An 18,941-nucleotide genomic window follows, 5' to 3' on the forward strand; every position below is an offset into this window, starting at 1 on the left:
TATTTTTTTGGTGCCCGGGGGGGTGTGGTGGGGGGGGGGGGGGCGGCGGGGGGGGGGGGGGGGGGGCCCCCCCCCCCCCCCGCCGCCCGACTACTGCTCCTGCTGTCCGGCCGCCGTGACCGCTTCGGCGGCCCGGACGATCCACGGGAGTTCGACCGACACGGTCTTGCCGCCCTCACGCGTGGGGCGGATCCTGAGCCTGCCGCCGCATTCCGCGGTCAGCCAGCGGATGATGACCAGCCCGCGGCCGTTGTCCTGCTGGACCGCCGCGGGCAGCCGCTTGGGGAGCCGCGGGTGGCTGTCCGTGACACCGATGTGCACCCGTTCGTCCCGGACCAGTACGACGTCCACGGTGAACGTGGGCGACTGCCCGCACGTGTGCTGCACCGCGTTGGTGGCGAGTTCGGAGACGATCAGCCGGACGGTGTCGCACAGTTCCGCGTCCGCCGGCATACCCCATTCCTCCAGCGTGCCCACCACATGGGCGCGGGCGGCCGCGACCGAGGCGGGATCGCTCGGCAGAGTGACGGATGCTTCCAGATGGTCTGCCATGGCGACGTCGTCCCTTTCCCACGGGACCGCGGTCCGACACGGAGCGGATGGTTCGAGTACGGTCCCGCACTGGTGCTTCACCGCCAGACTGCCATCACCGCACGGCACAGGACGGCGATCCACCAAGATATGCATATATCTGTCGCTCAAAGCGGTGAACTCTGCGACGGGAGACCGTATCCGGGCGACTCGGAAGGAGTAAGGAGAAGCCCATGCAGCACGGCCCCGCGGTGCGCCGCCGGAAACTGGGCGCCGAACTGCGCGCGCTGCGCGCCTCGGCGGGACTCACCAGCGGCGAGGCGGCCCGGCTGGCGGGCTGGCACCAGTCGAAGGTGAGCCGGATCGAGACGGGCACGAGCGGGGTGAAACCGCCCGACGTGCGGTTACTGCTCGACGTCTACGGCGTGGCCGACCCGCAGCTGCGGGAGTTGCTGCTGGTGCTGTCGGGCTCCGGTGACGGCGGCGGACGGCACCACTGGTGGCACGCCTACCGCGGGGTACTTCCGCCGACCTACCGGGACTTCATCAGCCTGGAGTCGCAGGCGAGCGCGATGCGCACCCTGGAGACCACGGTGATCCCGGGGCTGCTGCAGACGCCGGAGTACGCGCGCGCCGTGACGGAGGCGGCCCTGGAGGGCGTGTCGGAGGAGCGCCTGGACACGCTGGTGGAGGTGCGGCTGGCCCGGCAGGACGTGCTGCGGGCGACGCCGCCGCTGGAGCTGAGCGCGGTCCTGGACGAGGCGGTGCTGCGCCGGGAGGTCGGCGGTCCCGGCGTGATGGCCCGTCAGCTGACCCGGCTGGTCGAGGCGGCCCGTCTTCCCCAAGTGCGGTTGCAGGTCCTGCCGTTCGGTGCCGGCGCACATATCGGCATGACCGGCCCCTTCGTAATCTTTTCATTTTTGCGCACTTCTGATCTGGACGTGGTTGTTCTCGACCACTTGACGAGTAGCCTCCATCTGGAGCGGAAAGAAGACCTCCGGGTGTACTCGGAGGCCTTCGAGGCCCTCTCGATCCACGCCCTTTCACCCGAGGACTCGTTGGATTTCATCGCCGGTGCAGCCACCGGCGCGTAAGGAGGCACGATGCCCGCACCGCCTCGGACCATCCCTTCCAGCCTCGCACTGCACGATGTGAGGTGGCTGCGCAGCAGCTACAGCACGGGGGCGAACAACTGCGTGGAGACGGCCCGGCCGGCCGCCGGCCCCCTGGCCGGACTGCTCGCCGTGCGCGACTCCAAGGCCCCGGACGGGCCCGCGCTGCTCTTCTCCCCCGCCGGCTGGACGGAGTTCGTGACCGCGGTCGGCTGACGACCCGACCGGTCAGCCCGTCATCGGGCGACGCACGGCCGTGTCCCGCCGACTCATGGCCGCGTTTCGCCGATCACCCGTACAGCGCATTCGATCTCCGCCCCGGACAGGTCCGCGCGGGCGGTCAGTCTGAGCCGTGAGACGCCGTCGGGCACGGAAGGAGGACGGAAGCAGCCCACGGACAGGCCGGCCGCCCGGCAGTCGGCCGCCCATCGCACGGCCTGCTCCGGGGAAGGGGCACGCACGGAGACGACCGCGGCGTCCGGACGCACCGCTTCCAGACCCGCGGCCGTCAGCCGGGAGTGCAGTTCCCGCGCCACCTCGCCCGCCCGTGCCGCGCGCCCGGGTTCGCGGCGCAGCAGCCGCAGGGCCGCCAGGGCCGCACCCGCCGCCGCCGGGGCGAGCCCCGTGTCGAAGATGAACGTCCGTGCCACGTTGACCAGATGCTCGATCACCCGGGTCGGGCCGAGCACCGCTCCGCCCTGGCTGCCGAGCGACTTGGACAGCGTCACCGTCACGACGACGTCGTCGGCGCCCGCCAGTCCCGCCGCGTGCGGGGCCCCGCGCCCGCCGTCGCCGAGCACACCGAGACCGTGCGCGTCGTCGAGCACCAGACCCGCGCCGTGCTCCCGGCACGCCTCGGCGAGCCCGGTGAGCGGGGCGGCGTCGCCGTCCACCGAGAAGACCGTGTCGGACACCGCGACCGCGGGTCCGTCGTGTCCGTCCAGCGCCTTGCGCACGGCGTCGGGATCGGAGTGCGCCGCGACCTGTGTCGTACCTCGGGCCAGTCGGCAGCCGTCGATCAGCGAGGCGTGGTTGCCCGCGTCGGAGACGATCCTGGAGCCGTGCGGGGCCAGCGCGGTGACGGCGGCGAGGTTGGCCGCGTAGCCGGAGGAGAAGACCAGGGCCGCCTCGAAGCCGCAGAACCCGGCCAGTTCGCGTTCCAGTTCGGTGTGGAGTCCGGTGGTGCCGGTGACGAGCCGGGAGCCGGTCGACCCGCCGCCCCAGGTCCGCGCGGCCCGTGCGGCGCCCTCGGTGACCTCCGGGTGCCGGGCCAGGCCCAGGTAGTCGTTGCTCGCCAGATCGAGCAGGGGCGTGTCGGCGGCCCGGGGGCGCAGGGCGCGTACGAGTCCGGCCCGGCGGCGCAGTTCCGCCTGCTCGTCGATCCAGCCGAACGCCATGGGTCCTCCGGGGTTTTTGTAGGCAGTGCACAGACATTAGCGGGAGGCCGGACGGACCACTGTGTGGCGATACCCACACCTCGAAGTGCCCCTGTTGTACGAACCCTCCTTGGCCCGGACGGGTCGGGTAGGACAGGATCGGCTCTCATGAACCTGCTGAACACGCTGGTGGACAAGGGGCTTCGGCGCGAGACGCCGACCCGCGGGGAAGCCCTGGCCGTCCTCGCGACGTCCGACGACGACCTGCTCGATGTGGTGGCCGCGGCCGGGAAGGTGCGGCGGCACTGGTTCGGCCGACGGGTGAAACTCAACTATCTCGTCAACCTCAAGTCCGGCCTCTGCCCGGAGGACTGCTCCTACTGTTCCCAGCGGCTCGGCTCCAAGGCCGACATCCTGAAGTACACCTGGCTCAAGCCCGACCAGGCGTCGCAGGCGGCCGCCGCCGGTCTCGCGGGCGGCGCCAAGCGGGTGTGCCTGGTGGCCAGCGGCCGGGGTCCCACCGACCGTGACGTGGACCGGGTCTCCGACACCATCAAGGCCATCAAGGAACAGAACGAGGGCGTCGAGGTGTGCGCCTGTCTCGGTCTGCTCTCCGACGGCCAGGCGGAGCGGCTGCGCGAGGCGGGCGCGGACGCCTACAACCACAACCTCAACACGTCCGAGTCGACGTACGGGGACATCACGACCACGCACACGTACGCCGACCGGGTGGACACGGTGCACAAGGCGCACGCGGCGGGGCTGTCGGCCTGCTCCGGTCTGATCGCCGGCATGGGCGAGAGCGACGAGGACCTGGTCGACGTGGTCTTCGCGCTGCGCGAGCTGGACCCGGACTCGGTGCCGGTCAACTTCCTGATCCCGTTCGAGGGGACGCCGCTCGCCGAGGAGTGGAACCTCACCCCGCAGCGGTGTCTGCGCATCCTGGCGATGACGCGGTTCGTCTGCCCGGACGCCGAGGTGCGGATCGCCGGCGGCCGCGAGGTGCACCTGCGCACGATGCAGCCGCTCGCGCTGCACCTGGCCAACTCGATCTTCCTCGGCGACTACCTCACCAGCGAGGGCCAGGCCGGCAAGGCGGACCTGGAGATGATCGCGGACGCCGGGTTCGAGGTGGAGGGCGCCGGCGAGGTGACACTGCCCGAGCACCGCGCGGGCGGCGGCTGCGGCTCCCACGAGGGCGGCAAAGCGTGCGGTTCGGCGGTCTCGGAGTCCTGCGGGAGTGCGGCCGAGGAGCCGCGTCCCGATCTGGTCGCCGTCCGCCGCAGGGGAGCCGGAACGGATCTCGCGCCCAATGCCTGAGCGGTCCGTCACCGAACTGCTGGAGCTGGACCGGCGGCATGTCTGGCACCCCTACGGGCCCATGCCGGGCCGTCAGGAACCGCTCGTCGTGGAGTCGGCGAGCGGGGTGCGGCTGAAGCTCGCCGACGGCTCGGGCGAACTGGTCGACGGGATGTCGTCCTGGTGGTCGGCGATCCACGGCTACAACCACCCGGTGCTCAACGCGGCCGCGCGCGGGCAGCTGGAGCGGATGAGCCATGTGATGTTCGGCGGGCTCACCCACGAGCCCGCCGTGCGGCTGGCGAAGCTCCTTGTCGATATGTCTCCGGAGGGTCTGGAGCATGTGTTCCTCGCCGACTCCGGATCGGTGTCGGTCGAGGTCGCGGTCAAGATGTGCCTGCAGTACTGGCGTTCGCTGGGCCGGCCGGGGAAGCGGCGGCTGCTGACCTGGCGGGGCGGCTACCACGGCGACACCTGGCAGCCGATGTCGGTGTGCGATCCCGAGGGCGGGATGCACGAGCTGTGGTCCGGGGCGCTGCCGCGCCAGGTCTTCGCGGACGCGCCGCCGGCCGGGTACGAGGAGGGGTACGCGCAGCACCTGCGGTCGGTGGTCGAGCGGCACGCCGACGAGCTGGCCGCGGTGATCGTGGAGCCGGTGGTGCAGGGGGCGGGCGGGATGCGGTTCCACTCCCCCGCGTATCTGCGGGTGCTGCGCGAGGCGTGCGACGCGCACGACGTGCTGCTGGTGTTCGACGAGATCGCGACCGGATTCGGGCGCACGGGCGCGTTGTTCGCGGCGGAGCACGCGGCGGTGACGCCGGATGCGATGTGTGTGGGCAAGGCACTGACCGGCGGTTACCTGACCATGGCGGCGACGCTGTGCACCGCGCGGGTGGCCGAGGGCATCTCGCGCGGCGAGGTGCCGGTGCTGGCGCACGGTCCGACGTTCATGGGCAATCCGCTGGCGGCGGCCGTGGCCTGCGCCTCCGTCGAGCTGCTGCTCGGCCAGGACTGGCTCGCGGAGGTCGAGCGGATCGAGGCGGGCCTGCGGGCAGGGCTGGCGCCGGCGGCCGGGCTGCCCGGTGTGCGGGACGTGCGGGTGCTCGGTGCCATCGGGGTCGTCCAGCTCGATCACTCCGTCGACATGCGGGCGGCCACAAGGGCCGCCGTGCGTGAGGGCGTGTGGCTGCGGCCGTTCCGCGATCTGATCTACACCATGCCGCCGTACGTCACGGGTGACGCGGACGTGGCGCGCATCGCCCGCGCGGTCTGCGCGGCGGCGAAGGAGGGATGACATGCCGGTGTTGGTGATCACGGGCACAGGCACCGAGGTCGGCAAGACGGTGGTGACGGCCGCCCTCGCCGCGACGGCGCTGGCGGCGGGCCGGTCGGTGGCCGTGCTGAAGGCGGCGCAGACGGGTGTGCGGCCGGACGAGGCCGGGGACGCCGAGGAGGTCGCGCGGCTCGCCGGTGCGGTGACGACGGCCGAACTGGCCCGGTACCCGGATCCGCTGGCACCGGCCACGGCGGCCCGTCGGGCCGGCCGGGCGCCCGTGCATCCGCACGAGGTCGCGGAGCGGGCCGCCAAGCTGGCCACGGAGCACGATCTGGTGCTGGTGGAGGGCGCGGGCGGGCTGCTCGTACGGTTCGACGCGGCCGGCGGGACGCTGGCGGACGCGGCGGCCCTGCTGTCCGCACCGGTGCTGGTGGTGGCGTCGGCCGGGCTCGGCACCCTGAACGTCACGGAACTGACGGCCCGTGAACTGCGTGGCCGGGGGCTGGACCTGGCGGGTGTGGTGATCGGCAGCTGGCCCGCCGAGCCCGACCTGGCCTCGCGGTGCAATCTGCTGGACCTGCCGGACGTGACCGGTGTCCCGCTGCTGGGCGCCGTACCGGCCGGGGCGGGCGCGCTGCCCCCCGCCGGGTTCCGGGCCTCGGCACCGCACTGGCTGGCGCCCCGGCTGGAGGGAACCTGGGACGCGGAGACGTTCCGGGTGCGCGAGGCGCCCCGACGGTGAGCGGGGGTGCGGATCGCCCGTTCGGGGGAGAATCGGCGTAGGCCCGTCCTGGGGGAGGTCCTCATGCAGCTGTCGTCCGGCCGGTCCGCGAAGGTGGAGCGGGATGCCGTGCACCATCCGCTGTTCGCGCGGTACTACGCCCGGCTCAGTGTCGCCGCCGAGACCCGCGCGGGGATGGCCGAGGTGCGGCGCAGACTGCTCGGCGGGCTGTCCGGCCGGGTGATCGAGGTCGGTGCGGGCAACGGTCTGAACTTCGCGCACTATCCGGGCACCGTGTCGGAGGTCGTCGCCATCGAACCGGAGCGGGGGCTGCGGGCGCTGGCCGTGGAGGCCGCTCTGCACGCCCGGCTGCCGGTGGATGTCGCGCCGGGTGCGGCGGAGGCGCTGCCGGTCAAGAGCGAGGCGTTCGACGCGGCGGTGCTCTCCCTGGTGCTGTGCAGCGTCCGGGACGCGCCGCGGGCGCTCGCGGAGCTGAGGCGGGTGCTGCGGCCGGGCGGCGAGGTGCGGTTCTTCGAGCACGGCCGGGGCGGCGGCCGGGTCATGCGCCTCACCCAGCGGGCGCTGGACCGGACGGTGTGGCCGCTGCTGGCCGGTGGCTGCCACGTGGCGCGTGACCCGGTCGGCGCGCTGCGCGAAGCGGGGTTCGAACTCGGTCCCTACCGGCGGATGCTGATGCCGGAGAAGGGGCCGGCGCTGCCCACCTCGTACTGCGTCATGGGCACCGCGTGGCGGCCGATGGACGACGCGGCGGCCACCGGGAGCTGATCACTCGCTCCAGCGGCGCAGCTCGGCCGCGATGTCGTCCACGGTCGCCTCGCCGGTCTTGACGAGCCGGGCCAGATCGCGCACCTGTTCCGGCGAGGTGACGACCTTCAGACCGCTGGCGACGAGGTAGGCGTACGCGACGGCGGAGGCGAAGAGGGCGTTGGACCGCTCCAGCGCGGGGATGTGGATCAGCAGCTGGAGCAGCGAGGCGGCGCGGGCGTGCGGGCCGTCGTAGACGGGGACGTCGAAGATCTCGGCCTCGTGGCGTGCGACGGCGGCGACGAGGGCGCCCCAGTCGGTGACCTGGGGGTCTCCCGGGGTCTGCCGCTCGGCGAGCATGAGCAGCCACGCGAGGTCGATGCGCAGGTGGTTCAACGGCTCAGCGGCGACCTTCGCGCTCTTTGCCGAACTCCTCGGCGAAGACGCTCTCGTACTGCTTCATGAAGTCGGCGGCGGCCTCGACGAAGGCGCGGCCCGCCTCGCCGGTGTCCTGCCGGACCAGTTCCTCGATGTAGCGGTTCACGCTCATCCCGCGCGCCAGGGCACGGTCCCGCGCCGCGCGGGCGGTGCCCTCGTCCACGCGCACGTTCAGCTGGGTCTTCGCCATACCTCGAAGCTAGCGCCAGGACGCTAGCAGCGGCAAGTGCCGCGGCGGGGTCGAAGAGCGCGAAGAGAGTGCCCCTTACATCGACGTCAGGGGCCAGACCTGGGATGGAGACGGACCCGCACCCACGGGGGATACCCCCTGTGGGCCGGATCACCTTACCCTCGGCGCGACGAGCACGACCTGACGTCCACTCGGAGGAGGCGGCCTTGTCCACACCTGCTGCGGAGCGCGCACCCGGCCTCGCGCCGGCCGACGGGATCGCGGCCCGCGCCCGCGGTCTGACCAAGGCGTACGGCTCGGGCGAGACGACCGTGCTCGCCCTGGACTCGGTGGACGTGGACATCGTGCGCGGACGGTTCACCGCGGTGATGGGCCCGTCGGGGTCCGGGAAATCCACGCTGATGCACTGCCTGGCGGGGCTCGACACCGTGTCCGCCGGGCAGGTGTGGCTGGGAGACACCGGGATAACCGGTCTGAAGGACCGTGAGCTGACCCGGCTGCGGCGGGACCGGGTCGGGTTCATGTTTCAGTCGTTCAACCTCATCCCGACGCTGAACGCGCGGGAGAACATCACCCTGCCCATGGACATCGCGGGCAGGGAGCCCGACGAGAAGTGGCTGGACCGGGTCATCGACACACTGGGGCTGCGGGACCGGCTCGGGCACCGGCCCGCGCAGCTGTCCGGCGGACAGCAGCAGCGGGTGGCCTGTGCCCGGGCGCTGGCCTCGCGGCCCGAGCTGATCTTCGCGGACGAACCGACCGGCAACCTCGACTCCCGCGCGGGTCTCGAAGTGCTCGGCTTTCTGCGTGAGGCCGTGGACGCGCTCGGTCAGACCGTCGTGATGGTCACGCACGACCCGGGCGCCGCCGCCCACTCCGATCTCGTGCTCTTCCTCGCGGACGGCCGGATCGTGGACGAGATGCGGCGGCCCACGGCGGAGTCGGTGCTGGAACGGATGAAGCGCTTCGACGTGCTCCGCGTCCCCGCGGACGACGCCGGCGGCGCGACTCCGGGCGCTGTCCCGGCGGACGAGCAGAGCTCCGGCAAGGACTGACGCCGCACCGGGGGCGACGCTGCGGAACCTCCTCGCGCACGGGGGGAGGCGGCTGCCGCTGTCCGCCGGCCGTCGTCCTGCCGGGGCGTTCGCCGCGGCAGGACGGTCCTCCCTGCGCCGGCCTTCGGGCCCCGGGTGAGAGGCCGGCCGATGCGAGGAAACCCGGGCGGGGTCCGGATCGTGGAATGCCGTGTCGTGCGGAATCCCGCGTGCTGTGATCACCGCATGACCGAACTGCGTATACGGGCCGCGACGCCCGAGGATCTCGACACCGTGCTGGCCTTCTGGAAGGTGGCCGCCGAGGGCACGAGCATCAGTGACGACCGGGACGGCGTGGAGCGGCTGGTCGCCCGCGATCCCGCGGCGCTGATCCTCGCGGAGAGCGGCGGTGAGCTGGCCGGCACGGTGATCGCGGGCTTCGACGGCTGGCGGTGCCACCTGTACCGGCTGGCGGTGCACCCGGACCTCCGCCGCCAGGGCATCGCCTCCGCGCTGCTGACCGCCGCGGAGGAGCGGTTCGTACGGCTCGGCGGGCGCCGCGCGGACGCGATGGTGCTCCAGGACAACGAGACGGCCCACCATGCATGGGGCGCCGCGGGGTACGCGCGGGAGGAACGCCGGCGGCGCTGGGTGAAGCCCCTCACCGGGTGATCCACAGCCCGACGGCGCACCTTTGCCGATCCTTTACCCTTGTGGGGCCACTCGGTCCTCCATGAAAGGTTGTGTGCGTCCGCCCATGGGCGAGCCCTCCGGTCCGCGACATCGCGCATCTGTTCCCGTCCTGTCCGACCATGGGACAGAGGTGACCCGATGACCGAAGCGCTCCTCCTTCTGGCGGCGATCCTGCTGTCGCTCGCCTGCGGCGCCTTCGTCGCGGCCGAGTTCTCCCTCACCACGGTCGAGCGGGCCGAGCTGGAGCGGGCCGCCGAGCGCGGCGAGCGGGGGGCCGCGGGTGCCCTCAAGGCCGTACGGAACCTGACCTTCCAGCTCTCCGGCGCGCAACTCGGCATCACGGTCACCAACCTGGTGGTCGGCATGCTGGCGGAGCCGTCCATCGCCGCGCTGATCGCGGGCCCGCTGGAGGACATCGGCGTCTCCGGTTCGGTGGCACGCTCCCTCGCCCTGGTGATCGGCACGGCCCTGTCGACGGTGTTCCTGATGGTGGTCGGCGAGCTGGTGCCCAAGAACTGGGCGATCTCCTCGCCGCTCGCCGTCGCCAGACGGGTGGGCAACGCGCAACGCTGGTTCAGCGCCGCCTTCCGCCCGTTCATCACGCACCTGAACAACACGGCCAACCGCATAGTGCGCCGTATCGGTGTGGAGCCCGCCGAGGAACTGGAGTCCGCGCGCGGGCCGCAGGAGCTCGCGGCGCTCGCCCGGCACTCCGCCCGGGAAGGCGCCCTGGAGCCGGACACCGCCGAGCTCTTCGTCCGCACGCTGAATCTCGCCGACCTCACCGCCGAGAACGTGATGACACCGCGCGTCCAGGTCATCGCGCTGGAGGTGCGGGCGACCTGTGAGGACGTGGCCAACGTGACCCGGGCGACCGGGCTGTCCCGGTTCCCCGTCTACCGCGACACCCTCGACGCGGTCGTCGGCACCGCGCACGTCAAGGACGTACTGGCGCTGCCCGCGGAGCGCCGCGCCCGGGTGCCCGTGTCGGAGCTGATGCGCGAACCGCTGCTGGTCCCCGGAACACTCACCGTCGACCGTCTCCTCGACCGGCTCTCCGGGCGGCGCACCATGGCCGTGGTGATCGACGAGTACGGCGGCACGGCCGGTGTGGCCACGCTGGAGGACATCGTCGAGGAGGTCGTCGGCGAGGTCCGCGACGAGCACGACCCGCACGAGATCCCCGACCTGGCCCGCGCCGGCACCGATGGGAGCGGGCGCTCCCTGTTCTCCGCCGACGGCTCCGCGCGGGTGGACCAGCTCGCCCGGGTCGGCCTGCGCGCGCCGGAAGGGCCGTACGAGACTCTCGCCGGACTCGTGGCGGCCGAGCTGGGCCGCATCCCGGCCGTCGGCGACACCTTCGAGGTCGCCGGCTGGCGCCTGGACGTGCTGGACGCCACCGGCCGCCGCGCGGCACGCGTCCTGCTGCACGCGCCCCTCGACGACCGGCTCACGACGGACCGGCGGACGGCCGGGACCACGGATGACAGGGGGGCGCGGCGATGACCGCCGTACAGCTGCTGATCGGTCTGGCGACGCTGGTCGTCAACGCCTTCTTCGTCGGCGCCGAGTTCGCGCTGATCTCGGTCCGTCGCAGCCAGATCGAGCCGTACGCCGACCGGGGCGACCGGCGCGCCAAGAGCGTGCTGTGGGGTCTGGAGCACGTGTCCGCGCTGATGGCGGCCGCACAGCTCGGCATCACCCTGTGCACCCTGATCCTCGGTGTCGTCGCCGAGCCGGCCATCGAGCACCTGCTCGAACCGGTGTTCCACGCGGTGGGTGTCCCGGAGGGCGCGGGGCACGCGGTGTCGTTCGTGATCGCGCTGGCGCTCGCGACGTATCTGCACATGCTGCTCGGCGAGATGGTGCCGAAGAACATCGCGCTCGCCGAGCCGGTGCGCAGCGCCCTGGTGCTGGGTCCGCCGCTGGTGGCACTGTCCCGCGCGCTGCGCCCGGTGATCTTCACGATCAACGCGTTCGCCAACGCGCTGCTGAAGCTGATGCGGGTCGAGACACGGAACGAGGTCGTCGCGTCCTTCTCGGACGCCGAGCTGGCCCAGATCGTGAAGGACTCCGGTGAGGCGGGCCTCATCGACGAGCGTGCGCGTGAACGGCTGCACGACGCACTGGAGCTGGGCCGGCGGCCCGTGCGGGACGTGGTGATGCCGCTGGAGCGCGTGGTCTACGCGAGCGTGGGGGTCACCCCGGAGGGGCTGGAGCGGCTGTCGGCGGAGTCCGGGTTCTCCCGCTTCCCCGTGGTGGACGAACAGCGGCGGATCGTCGGCTACCTGCATGTGAAGGACGCCCTCGACGCCTCGCCGCGGGACCTCCCGTTCCGGCTGGGTGACATGCGGTCCATCGCGCGCGTGCGGGAGAGCACGCCGATGGACGACGTCCTCACCGCCATGCGGGGCAGCCGTACGCATCTGGCGGCCGTCCTCGGGACCGACGGGCGGCTGGCCGGGCTGGTGACCATGGAGGACGTGCTGCAGGAGCTGTTCGGGCAGCGGACCTGAGCACGGGCGGGGGCGACCGACCGGCGGGTATGTGCCACGGGATACCATCCGTGTCGCCATGCAGACTGATCCCACTCCCGCCTACAGCAGCCTCGTCGCCCTCGGCGACTCCTTCACCGAGGGCATGTCGGACCTCCTTCCCGACGGCACCTACCGGGGCTGGGCCGACCTCCTCGCCGCGCGGATGGCGGCCACCGGTCCCGGTTTCCGGTACGCCAACCTCGCGGTGCGCGGCAAGCTGATCCAGCAGATCGTCGACGAGCAGGTCGAGGTCGCCGCCGCCATGCGGGCCGACGTCGTCACCCTGGTCGGCGGGCTCAACGACACCCTGCGGCCCAAGTGCGACATGGGGCGGGTGCGGGATCTGCTGACGGAGGCCGTGGAGCGGCTGGCGCCGCACTGCAAGCAACTGGTGCTGATGCGCAGCCCCGGCCGCCAGGGGCCGGTCCTGGAGCGCTTCCGCCCGCGCATGGAGGCGCTGTTCGAGTGCGTCGACGAGCTCGCCGGACGGCACGGCGCGCTGGTCGTCGACCTGTACGGGGCGCCGTCGCTCGCCGACCCCCGGCTGTGGGACGTGGACCGGCTGCATCTGACCGCGGACGGGCACCGCAGGGTCGCGGACGCGGTCTGGCAGACGCTGGGCCACGCGCCGGAGGACCCCGAGTGGCATCTGCCCCCGGAGGCGACCCTCCCGCCGCGCTGGGCGGCGCGGCGGGTCGAGGACGCCCGGTTCGCCCGGCAGCACCTGCTGCCGTGGATCGGCCGCCGGCTCACCGGCCGTTCCTCGGGCGACGGTCTGCCGCCGAAGCGGCCCGAGCTGCTGCCGTACGAGGGCCTGTAGCGCCGCCTTGTGGTTTCCTCCAGGTCACCCGGTGGCGCCGGCCTGCAGGAATCGCCAGTAGACTCCCTGTACGTGACTGCTGCGCCCGCCAAGCCCCGTATCCCGAACGTCCTCGCCGGACGCTACGCCTCCGCCGAGCTCGCCACGCTCTGGTCGCCCGAGCAGAAGGTGAGGCTGGAGCGGCAGCTCTGGCTCGCCGTGCTGCGGGCCCAGAAGGACCTCGGGATCGAGGTGCCCGACGCGGCGATCGCCGACTACGAGCGTGTCCTCGACACCGTCGACCTGGTCTCGATCGCCGAGCGCGAGAAGGTCACCCGACACGATGTGAAGGCGCGGATCGAGGAGTTCAACGACCTCGCCGGGCACGAGCACGTGCACAAGGGAATGACCTCCCGCGACCTCACCGAGAACGTCGAGCAGCTGCAGATCCGGCTCTCGCTGGAGCTGATGCGCGACCGTACGGTGGCCGTGCTGGCGCGCCTCGGCAAGCTGGCCGGTGAGTACGGCGAGCTGGTCATGGCCGGCCGCTCGCACAACGTGGCCGCGCAGGCCACCACCCTGGGCAAGCGGTTCGCCACCGCCGCCGACGAGCTGCTCGTCGCGTACGGCCGGGTGGAGGAACTGCTGGGCCGCTACCCGCTGCGCGGCATCAAGGGCCCGGTCGGCACCGCGCAGGACATGCTGGACCTGCTCGGCGGCGACACGGGCAGGCTCGCGGAGCTGGAGCGGCGGATCGCCGGGCACCTGGGCTTCTCGCAGGCGTTCACGAGCGTCGGTCAGGTCTACCCGCGCTCGCTCGACTACGAGGTCGTCACCGCGCTGGTGCAGCTGGCCGCCGCGCCGTCGTCGCTGGCGAAGACGGTCCGGCTGATGGCCGGGCACGAGCTCGTGACCGAGGGTTTCAAGCCGGGTCAGGTCGGGTCGTCCGCGATGCCCCACAAGATGAACACCCGCTCCTGCGAGCGCGTCAACGGCCTGATGGTGATCCTGCGCGGCTACGCCTCGATGACCGGCGAGCTGGCCGGCGACCAGTGGAACGAGGGCGACGTGTCCTGCTCGGTGGTGCGCCGGGTCGCGCTGCCGGACGCGTTCTTCGCGCTCGACGGCCTGCTGGAGACGTTCCTGACGGTGCTCGACGAGTTCGGCGCCTTCCCGGCGGTCGTGGCCCGGGAGCTGGACCGCTACCTGCCGTTCCTCGCCACCACCAAGGTGCTGATGGGCGCCGTGCGCGCGGGCGTCGGCCGCGAGGTCGCGCACGAGGCGATCAAGGAGAACGCCGTCGCCACCGCCCTCGCCATGCGGGAGCGGGGCGCCGAGCGCAACGACCTCCTCGACAAGCTCGCCGGCGACGAACGCCTGCCGCTCGGCCGGGCCGAGCTGGAGGCGCTGATGGCGGACAAGCTGTCCTTCACCGGTGCCGCGAGCGACCAGGTCGCCACCGTGGTCGGCCGCATCGACGAGATCGTCAAGCAGCGCCCGGAGGCCGCCGGGTACACCCCCGGGGCGATCCTCTGACGCGCTTTACCCAGGCGGAGCTGGAGGCCGCCCGCGACCGGTTGGTTCCGGATGTGGTCGCGGACGGCCTGCGCGTGCTGTTCTGCGGCATCAACCCCGGTCTGATGACGGCCGCGACCGGCCACCACTTCGCCCGCCCCGGCAACCGCTTCTGGCCGGCCCTGCACCGCTCCGGTTTCACGCCCCGGCTGCTGCGGCCGTCGGAGCAGCGGGAGCTGCTGTCGTGCGGGCTCGGGATCACCAATGTCGTGGCGCGGGCGACCGCACGGGCCGACGAGCTCAGCGCCGAGGAGTACCGGGAGGGCGGGCGGCTGCTCACCCTGAAGGTGGCCCGGCTGCGGCCGCGGTGGCTGGCCGTGGTGGGGGTCACCGCGTACCGCGCGGCGTTCGACGACCGGAAGGCGCAGGTCGGACCGCAGGCGCGGACCATCGGCGACACCCGTGTGTGGGTGCTGCCCAATCCGAGCGGGCTGAACGCGCACTGGACGCCGGCGACGCTGGCGGAGGAGTTCGGACGGCTGCGGGAGGCCGCGGCCGGGCAGTGACGGCCGGTGGCCGGTGCGGAGCGGTTCCCGTGACCACCGCCGGCAACCGGAGCGCGCCGCCCGGGTCCCGGTCGGCGACCGCCGCGGCGCCCCGCGCTTCCCGCAGCCGGGCCCCACCGGCGCGGGCGCCGAGCGGGCCCACGGCCCGGGTGTCTCCTCCCGCTCCGTGCCCGGCAGGACCGTCCGCGGGTCCCAGGGACCGACGTCGCCCCAGCGGGAGACCGGCACCTCGTACACGGCGGCGCGGTCCTTCTCGAACCGGTCCGCCGTGACCGCCCGCCGCGCGGAATCCCCGTCCGGGCCGTCACCGGTCTCCGGCACGGCGACATGGTGGCCCGGCTCCTCCGAAACCGACGTCCGGCGGGCCGCGCTCCGCCGGAAAGGGGCGCGAGCGCGGCGCGTCGATGAGGGCGATGTCCATGGGCCCGGTGAGCCCGTCGGCACGGGCGGTCGGCGGGGCGTCGGCCGACTTCCGGTCAGGCGTCCCGGCGGCGCAGGCTCCACGCCCCGGCCCCCAGGGCGGCGGCCGTCCACAGCGCGGTCACCGCGAGTCCCGGCCAGGGACCGAGGGTTCCGTCGTGGGTCTCGTGGATGACGACCTGTCCGGCACGGTCGGGCATGAAGTCGACGGCGGTGCCGGCCGCGTCGCCGATCACGAAGGACACGATCAGGATGAACGGGATCAGCACGGACAGTGTGGCCACTCCGCTGCGCAGCAGGGTCGCGAGGCCGGCGGCGAACAGGGCCATCAGCGTGAGGTAGAGGCCGCAGCCCACGACACCCCGGACCTGCTCGGCCGGGGTGAGTCCGCTCGCCGCCGGGCCGAGCCCCGCCCTCGCCACGAGGAGAGCGGCCAGGGAGGTCAGCAGGCTCACGGCCAGCGTGGGGACGGCGATGGCCGTGGCCTTCGCGGCGAACCAGCGTCCGCGCCGCGGGACCGCGGCCAGGGAGAGCCGCAGGGCGCCGTTGTGGTACTCCGCCGATACGGCCATGGCGCCGAAGGAGATGGCGGCGATCTGGCCCGGAGCGACACCGGACAGGGCCATGAACAGGGGGTCGAACTCGGGGTCCGACGTGTCCGAGACCCCGGCGATCCCGGAGAACGCCGTGGTCACGGCGAACAGCGCGAACAGCGCGAACAGGGCGCCGGGGAGCGAGCGGACGGTGCGGATCTTCAGCCACTCGGCATGGAGCACGGGTGCGAACTGCATGGTCAGGCCTCCTGGGGCTGCGCGGCGAACTCGGTCTCGGCGGCGGTCAGGTCCAGATAGGCCTGTTCCAGCGTGCCCTCGTCCGCCGTGAGTTCGAGGATCGGCACCCCGGCGGCGGAGACGAGGCGGCCGATGTCGTCCACGCGCGCGTCCGGCACGGTCCAGTGGCCGTCCGGGTGTTCCACGACGTCGTGACCGTGCCCGGCGAGAGCGCTCTTGAGGGCGGTGGGGTCAAAGGTGCGGATGCGGACGGCGGGGCGCACGCGCGCGTCGATGAACTCCCGCATCGGGGTGTCGGCGAGGAGACGGCCCCGTCCGAGGACGACGAGGTGGTCGGCGAAGGATGCGGTCTCGTTCATCAGATGGCTGGAGACCAAAACGGTCCGCCCCTCGTCCGCGAGCCGGCGCAGCAGGGTGCGGATCCACACGATGCCTTCCGGATCGAGACCGTTGGAGGGCTCGTCGAGCATGATCACCGCCGGGTCCCCGAGCAGCGCGGCGGCGATGCCCAGCCGCTGGCGCATGCCCAGGGAGTACGTCCGTACCCGGCGGCGCCCGACCGGGCCCAGGCCGGTCTCCTCCAGCACTTCGTCGACCCGGCGGTCCGGGATCCGGTGGCTCGACGCCAGGACCCGCAGATGGTCGCGGCCGGTGCGGGAGCCGTGCGCGGCCTGCGCGTCCAGCAGGGCGCCCACCTGGCGCAGGGGTTCCGGCAGGGTGGCGTACGCGCGGCCGCCGAGGGTGGCGGAGCCGGACGTGGGGTGGTCGAGGCCGAGCACCAGGCGCATGGTGGTGGACTTGCCGGCGCCGTTGGGGCCGAGGAATCCGGTGACGCGGCCGGGCAGGACGCGGAAGCTGAGCTGGTCGACGGCTCGCCGGGTGCCGTACTCCTTGGTGAGGTCCTGGACGTCGATGCTGGTCATGGGTATCAGCCTGGCCGATGAGCGGGGGTCCGGGCCTCCCCCGGCCGGGGAGATCGTCTCCCCCGTGCGGGGGAGGCGGGTTGTCAGTGGACGCTGGCACGATGACGGAATGGTCCGCATGCTGCGCCCGTTCCGGCGGGCGGTGACGTACACACGGTGGCTGCATCTGTTCATGGCCGTCGTGTGGCCGGTCATGTGGTACCTCATCGACAACACCCGGATGTACCTGGCCGCGGTGCTGCTCGCGCTCGCCGGACTGGTGCCGGCGATGCGCACGGCCGAGGGGGTGCAGGCCACCGGGCTGCTCCTCGGGCGGCGGTACGGCGCGCGGGACACGGAGATCGTGCCGGCGCCGTCCGCGACCTGGGCCGACCGGGGGCGGACCGTGGTGTGGCTCCAGTGCCGGCTGTTCCTCGGCGGTGCCGTCTCGTTCCTGACCATCCATCTCCCCATGCTCGCCGTGGACTTGGCGAACACGGCCCGCGGGGGCGGAGCGGACCCCTCGACGTTCGTGCGGGTGCCCGGGCAGCACTGGTGGCACGCGCTGCTGGTTCCGCTCCCGCTGCTCGTCCTCGCCGCGGTGGTCGTCGTGGCGGGCGAACTGATGACCACCCTCGCGCGGCGGCTGCTCGGTCCGTCCCCGGCCGAGCGTCTGGCCGCGCTCGAGGCCCGCACCGACCGGTTGCTGGAACGCAACCGTATCGCCCATGAGTTGCACGACTCGATCGGCCACGCCCTCACCGTCGCGGTGCTGCAGGCCGGTGCCGCGCGGGCGGCGGGCGATCCCGCCTTCACCGACCGGGCGCTGGCCGCCGTCGAGGAGACCGGCCGGGCGGCGCTGGAGGACCTGGAGCGGGTCCTGGGCGTCCTGCGTGAGCCCGAGAAGCCCGCGGGCAGCCGGCCGACGCTGGCGGAGGCCGACCGTCTGCTGGAGTCCGCCCGCACGTCCGGGGCGAAGGTCGACGCCGAAGTGGACGGCCCCTTGGACACCGTGCCGGGTCCGGTGTCCCGCGAGGGTTATCGCATCCTGCAGGAGTCACTGACCAACGCGCTGCGGCACGCGGGGGCGGTTCCCGTCCGGGTCGGGGTGCGCGTCGCCGACGGGACGCTGCTGCTGGAGATCCGCAACCCGCTGACCGGGGCGATACCCGGCCCCGGGCGCGGCAGTGGGCTGCGCGGCATACGTGAGCGCGCCGCGCTGCTGGGCGGGCGGGCGCACACCGGCCCCGACGACGAGGGCGACTGGCGGGTGCGCGTCGAGCTGCCGCTGGGCTGATCTACGCTGGCCGGATGCCGGTCACCGTTCTGCTCGTCGACGACGAGCCCCTCGTACGCGCGGGTCTGCGGGCCGTGCTGGAGGCACAGCCGGACATCGAGGTCGTCGGGGAGGCGGCCGACGGTGCGGCGGTGATTCCGCTGGTGCGGCAGCTGCGGCCGGACGTGGTCGCCATGGACGTGCGCATGCCGCTGCTGGACGGGATCGAGGCCACGCGCGCGCTGCTGCGGACGGTCGACGCGCCGCCGAAGATCCTCGTCGTGACCACGTTCGAGAACGACGAGTACGTGTACGGGGCGCTGCGCGCGGGCGCCGACGGGTTCCTCCTGAAGCGGGCGCGGCCCGCGGAGATCGTGCACGCGGTGCGGCTGGTCGCCGAGGGCGAGTCGCTGCTGTTCCCCGCCTCCGTGCGGCAGTTGGCCGCCGAGTACGGGAACGGGAGCGGAAACCGCGCGGCGCGCGCCGCGCTGGAGCGGGCCCGGCTGACCGAGCGCGAGGCGGAGGTGCTGCGGCTGATGGCGCGGGGCCTGACGAACGCGGAGATAGCGGCGCGGCTGGTGGTGGGGACGGAGACCGTGAAGTCCCATGTGAGCGCCGTGCTGACGAAGCTGGGGGCGCGTGACCGGACCCAGGCGGTGATCGCGGCCTACGAGTCGGGCTTCGTGGCGCCGGGCTGAAC

The 18,941-nt window shown here is 73.0% G+C and carries 21 protein-coding genes; 15 read left to right on the forward strand and 6 right to left on the reverse strand.

The annotated features are described in order from the left end of the window. Nucleotides 1-90: 90 nt before the first annotated feature. Nucleotides 91-552, reverse strand: coding sequence for an ATP-binding protein (locus ACFXAE_RS23115; RefSeq protein WP_384717948.1), 462 nt, complete (start codon nt 550-552; stop codon nt 91-93). Nucleotides 553-764: 212 nt separating this feature from the next. On the opposite strand from ACFXAE_RS23115, the gene ACFXAE_RS23120 reads away from it, so the two are divergent. Both ACFXAE_RS23120 and ACFXAE_RS23125 read left to right on the forward strand, forming a co-directional pair. Then, nucleotides 765-1,625: a helix-turn-helix domain-containing protein gene (locus ACFXAE_RS23120; protein WP_384717950.1), complete on the forward strand. Its 861-nt coding sequence runs from the start codon at nt 765-767 to the stop codon at nt 1,623-1,625. Nucleotides 1,626-1,634: 9 nt separating this feature from the next. Continuing rightward, entirely contained in the window at nt 1,635-1,859 is a 225-nt protein-coding gene (locus tag ACFXAE_RS23125; RefSeq protein WP_384717952.1) for a DUF397 domain-containing protein, read from the forward strand. A 53-nt stretch (nt 1,860-1,912) separates the two neighbouring features. Here ACFXAE_RS23125 and ACFXAE_RS23130 read toward each other — a convergent pair whose 3' ends face one another. Beyond that, on the reverse strand, nt 1,913-3,040 hold the full coding sequence (locus ACFXAE_RS23130; protein ID WP_384717954.1) for an 8-amino-7-oxononanoate synthase: 1,128 nt from the start codon (nt 3,038-3,040) through the stop codon (nt 1,913-1,915). A gap of 147 nt (nt 3,041-3,187) precedes the next feature. On the opposite strand from ACFXAE_RS23130, the gene bioB reads away from it, so the two are divergent. The 4 genes from bioB (at nt 3,188) to ACFXAE_RS23150 (ending at nt 7,101) form a co-directional block, all read left to right on the forward strand. Next, on the forward strand, nt 3,188-4,339 hold the full coding sequence (bioB, locus tag ACFXAE_RS23135) for a biotin synthase BioB (RefSeq protein ID WP_384717956.1): 1,152 nt from the start codon (nt 3,188-3,190) through the stop codon (nt 4,337-4,339). Next, a complete protein-coding gene (locus ACFXAE_RS23140) occupies nt 4,332-5,612 on the forward strand; it encodes an adenosylmethionine--8-amino-7-oxononanoate transaminase (protein WP_384717958.1) in 1,281 nt (426 codons plus the stop codon). Before bioB ends, ACFXAE_RS23140 begins: the two co-directional genes overlap by 8 nt. 1 nt (nt 5,613) lies before the next feature. Continuing rightward, the gene (gene bioD / locus ACFXAE_RS23145; RefSeq protein WP_384717960.1) at nt 5,614-6,336 is read left to right on the forward strand and encodes a dethiobiotin synthase; all 723 of its coding nucleotides are present in this window, start codon (nt 5,614-5,616) and stop codon (nt 6,334-6,336) included. A gap of 63 nt (nt 6,337-6,399) precedes the next feature. Beyond that, nucleotides 6,400-7,101: a class I SAM-dependent methyltransferase gene (locus ACFXAE_RS23150; RefSeq protein WP_384717962.1), complete on the forward strand. Its 702-nt coding sequence runs from the start codon at nt 6,400-6,402 to the stop codon at nt 7,099-7,101. Here the strand turns inward: ACFXAE_RS23150 and ACFXAE_RS23155 are convergent, their stop codons facing one another. Together ACFXAE_RS23155 and ACFXAE_RS23160 are read right to left on the reverse strand one after the other, a co-directional pair. Beyond that, nucleotides 7,102-7,476 carry a fic family toxin-antitoxin system, toxin component gene (locus ACFXAE_RS23155; RefSeq protein ID WP_384717964.1) on the reverse strand — a complete coding sequence of 125 codons (375 nt, stop codon included), beginning with the start codon at nt 7,474-7,476 and terminating at the stop codon, nt 7,102-7,104. A gap of 4 nt (nt 7,477-7,480) precedes the next feature. Beyond that, entirely contained in the window at nt 7,481-7,708 is a 228-nt protein-coding gene (locus ACFXAE_RS23160; protein WP_384717966.1) for an antitoxin, read from the reverse strand. A gap of 206 nt (nt 7,709-7,914) precedes the next feature. On the opposite strand from ACFXAE_RS23160, the gene ACFXAE_RS23165 reads away from it, so the two are divergent. From ACFXAE_RS23165 to mug, 7 genes are all read left to right on the forward strand, one after another. Further along, nucleotides 7,915-8,763, forward strand: a complete 849-nt coding sequence (locus tag ACFXAE_RS23165; protein WP_384717968.1) for an ABC transporter ATP-binding protein — start codon at nt 7,915-7,917, stop codon at nt 8,761-8,763. Between the two features lie 225 nt (nt 8,764-8,988). Then, the gene (locus ACFXAE_RS23170; protein WP_384717970.1) at nt 8,989-9,414 is read left to right on the forward strand and encodes a GNAT family N-acetyltransferase; all 426 of its coding nucleotides are present in this window, start codon (nt 8,989-8,991) and stop codon (nt 9,412-9,414) included. Between the two features lie 159 nt (nt 9,415-9,573). Continuing rightward, the gene (locus ACFXAE_RS23175) at nt 9,574-10,941 is read left to right on the forward strand and encodes a hemolysin family protein (RefSeq protein ID WP_384717972.1); all 1,368 of its coding nucleotides are present in this window, start codon (nt 9,574-9,576) and stop codon (nt 10,939-10,941) included. Further along, nucleotides 10,938-11,951 carry a hemolysin family protein gene (locus ACFXAE_RS23180; protein ID WP_384717974.1) on the forward strand — a complete coding sequence of 338 codons (1,014 nt, stop codon included), beginning with the start codon at nt 10,938-10,940 and terminating at the stop codon, nt 11,949-11,951. Before ACFXAE_RS23175 ends, ACFXAE_RS23180 begins: the two co-directional genes overlap by 4 nt. Nucleotides 11,952-12,009: 58 nt before the next feature. Beyond that, the gene (locus tag ACFXAE_RS23185; protein WP_384717976.1) at nt 12,010-12,792 is read left to right on the forward strand and encodes an SGNH/GDSL hydrolase family protein; all 783 of its coding nucleotides are present in this window, start codon (nt 12,010-12,012) and stop codon (nt 12,790-12,792) included. Between the two features lie 72 nt (nt 12,793-12,864). After that, nucleotides 12,865-14,307, forward strand: a complete 1,443-nt coding sequence (gene purB / locus ACFXAE_RS23190; protein ID WP_384717978.1) for an adenylosuccinate lyase — start codon at nt 12,865-12,867, stop codon at nt 14,305-14,307. Further along, on the forward strand, nt 14,304-14,852 hold the full coding sequence (gene mug, locus ACFXAE_RS23195) for a G/U mismatch-specific DNA glycosylase (RefSeq protein ID WP_384718074.1): 549 nt from the start codon (nt 14,304-14,306) through the stop codon (nt 14,850-14,852). Before purB ends, mug begins: the two co-directional genes overlap by 4 nt. A 476-nt stretch (nt 14,853-15,328) precedes the next feature. Here the strand turns inward: mug and ACFXAE_RS23200 are convergent, their stop codons facing one another. Further along, a complete protein-coding gene (locus ACFXAE_RS23200; protein ID WP_384717980.1) occupies nt 15,329-16,063 on the reverse strand; it encodes an ABC transporter permease in 735 nt (244 codons plus the stop codon). Between the two features lie 2 nt (nt 16,064-16,065). After that, the gene (locus tag ACFXAE_RS23205; protein ID WP_384717982.1) at nt 16,066-16,986 is read right to left on the reverse strand and encodes an ABC transporter ATP-binding protein; all 921 of its coding nucleotides are present in this window, start codon (nt 16,984-16,986) and stop codon (nt 16,066-16,068) included. Between the two features lie 109 nt (nt 16,987-17,095). Between ACFXAE_RS23205 and ACFXAE_RS23210 the strand changes: the two genes are divergently transcribed. Both ACFXAE_RS23210 and ACFXAE_RS23215 read left to right on the forward strand, forming a co-directional pair. Then, a complete protein-coding gene (locus ACFXAE_RS23210) occupies nt 17,096-18,262 on the forward strand; it encodes a sensor histidine kinase (RefSeq protein WP_384717984.1) in 1,167 nt (388 codons plus the stop codon). 14 nt (nt 18,263-18,276) lie between these two features. Then, nucleotides 18,277-18,939: a response regulator gene (locus ACFXAE_RS23215; protein WP_384717986.1), complete on the forward strand. Its 663-nt coding sequence runs from the start codon at nt 18,277-18,279 to the stop codon at nt 18,937-18,939. The last annotated feature ends 2 nt before the right edge of the window (nt 18,940-18,941 follow it).

It is taken from the genome of Streptomyces sp. NPDC059454 (assembly GCF_042749965.1).
Lineage (GTDB): Bacteria > Actinomycetota > Actinomycetes > Streptomycetales > Streptomycetaceae > Streptomyces.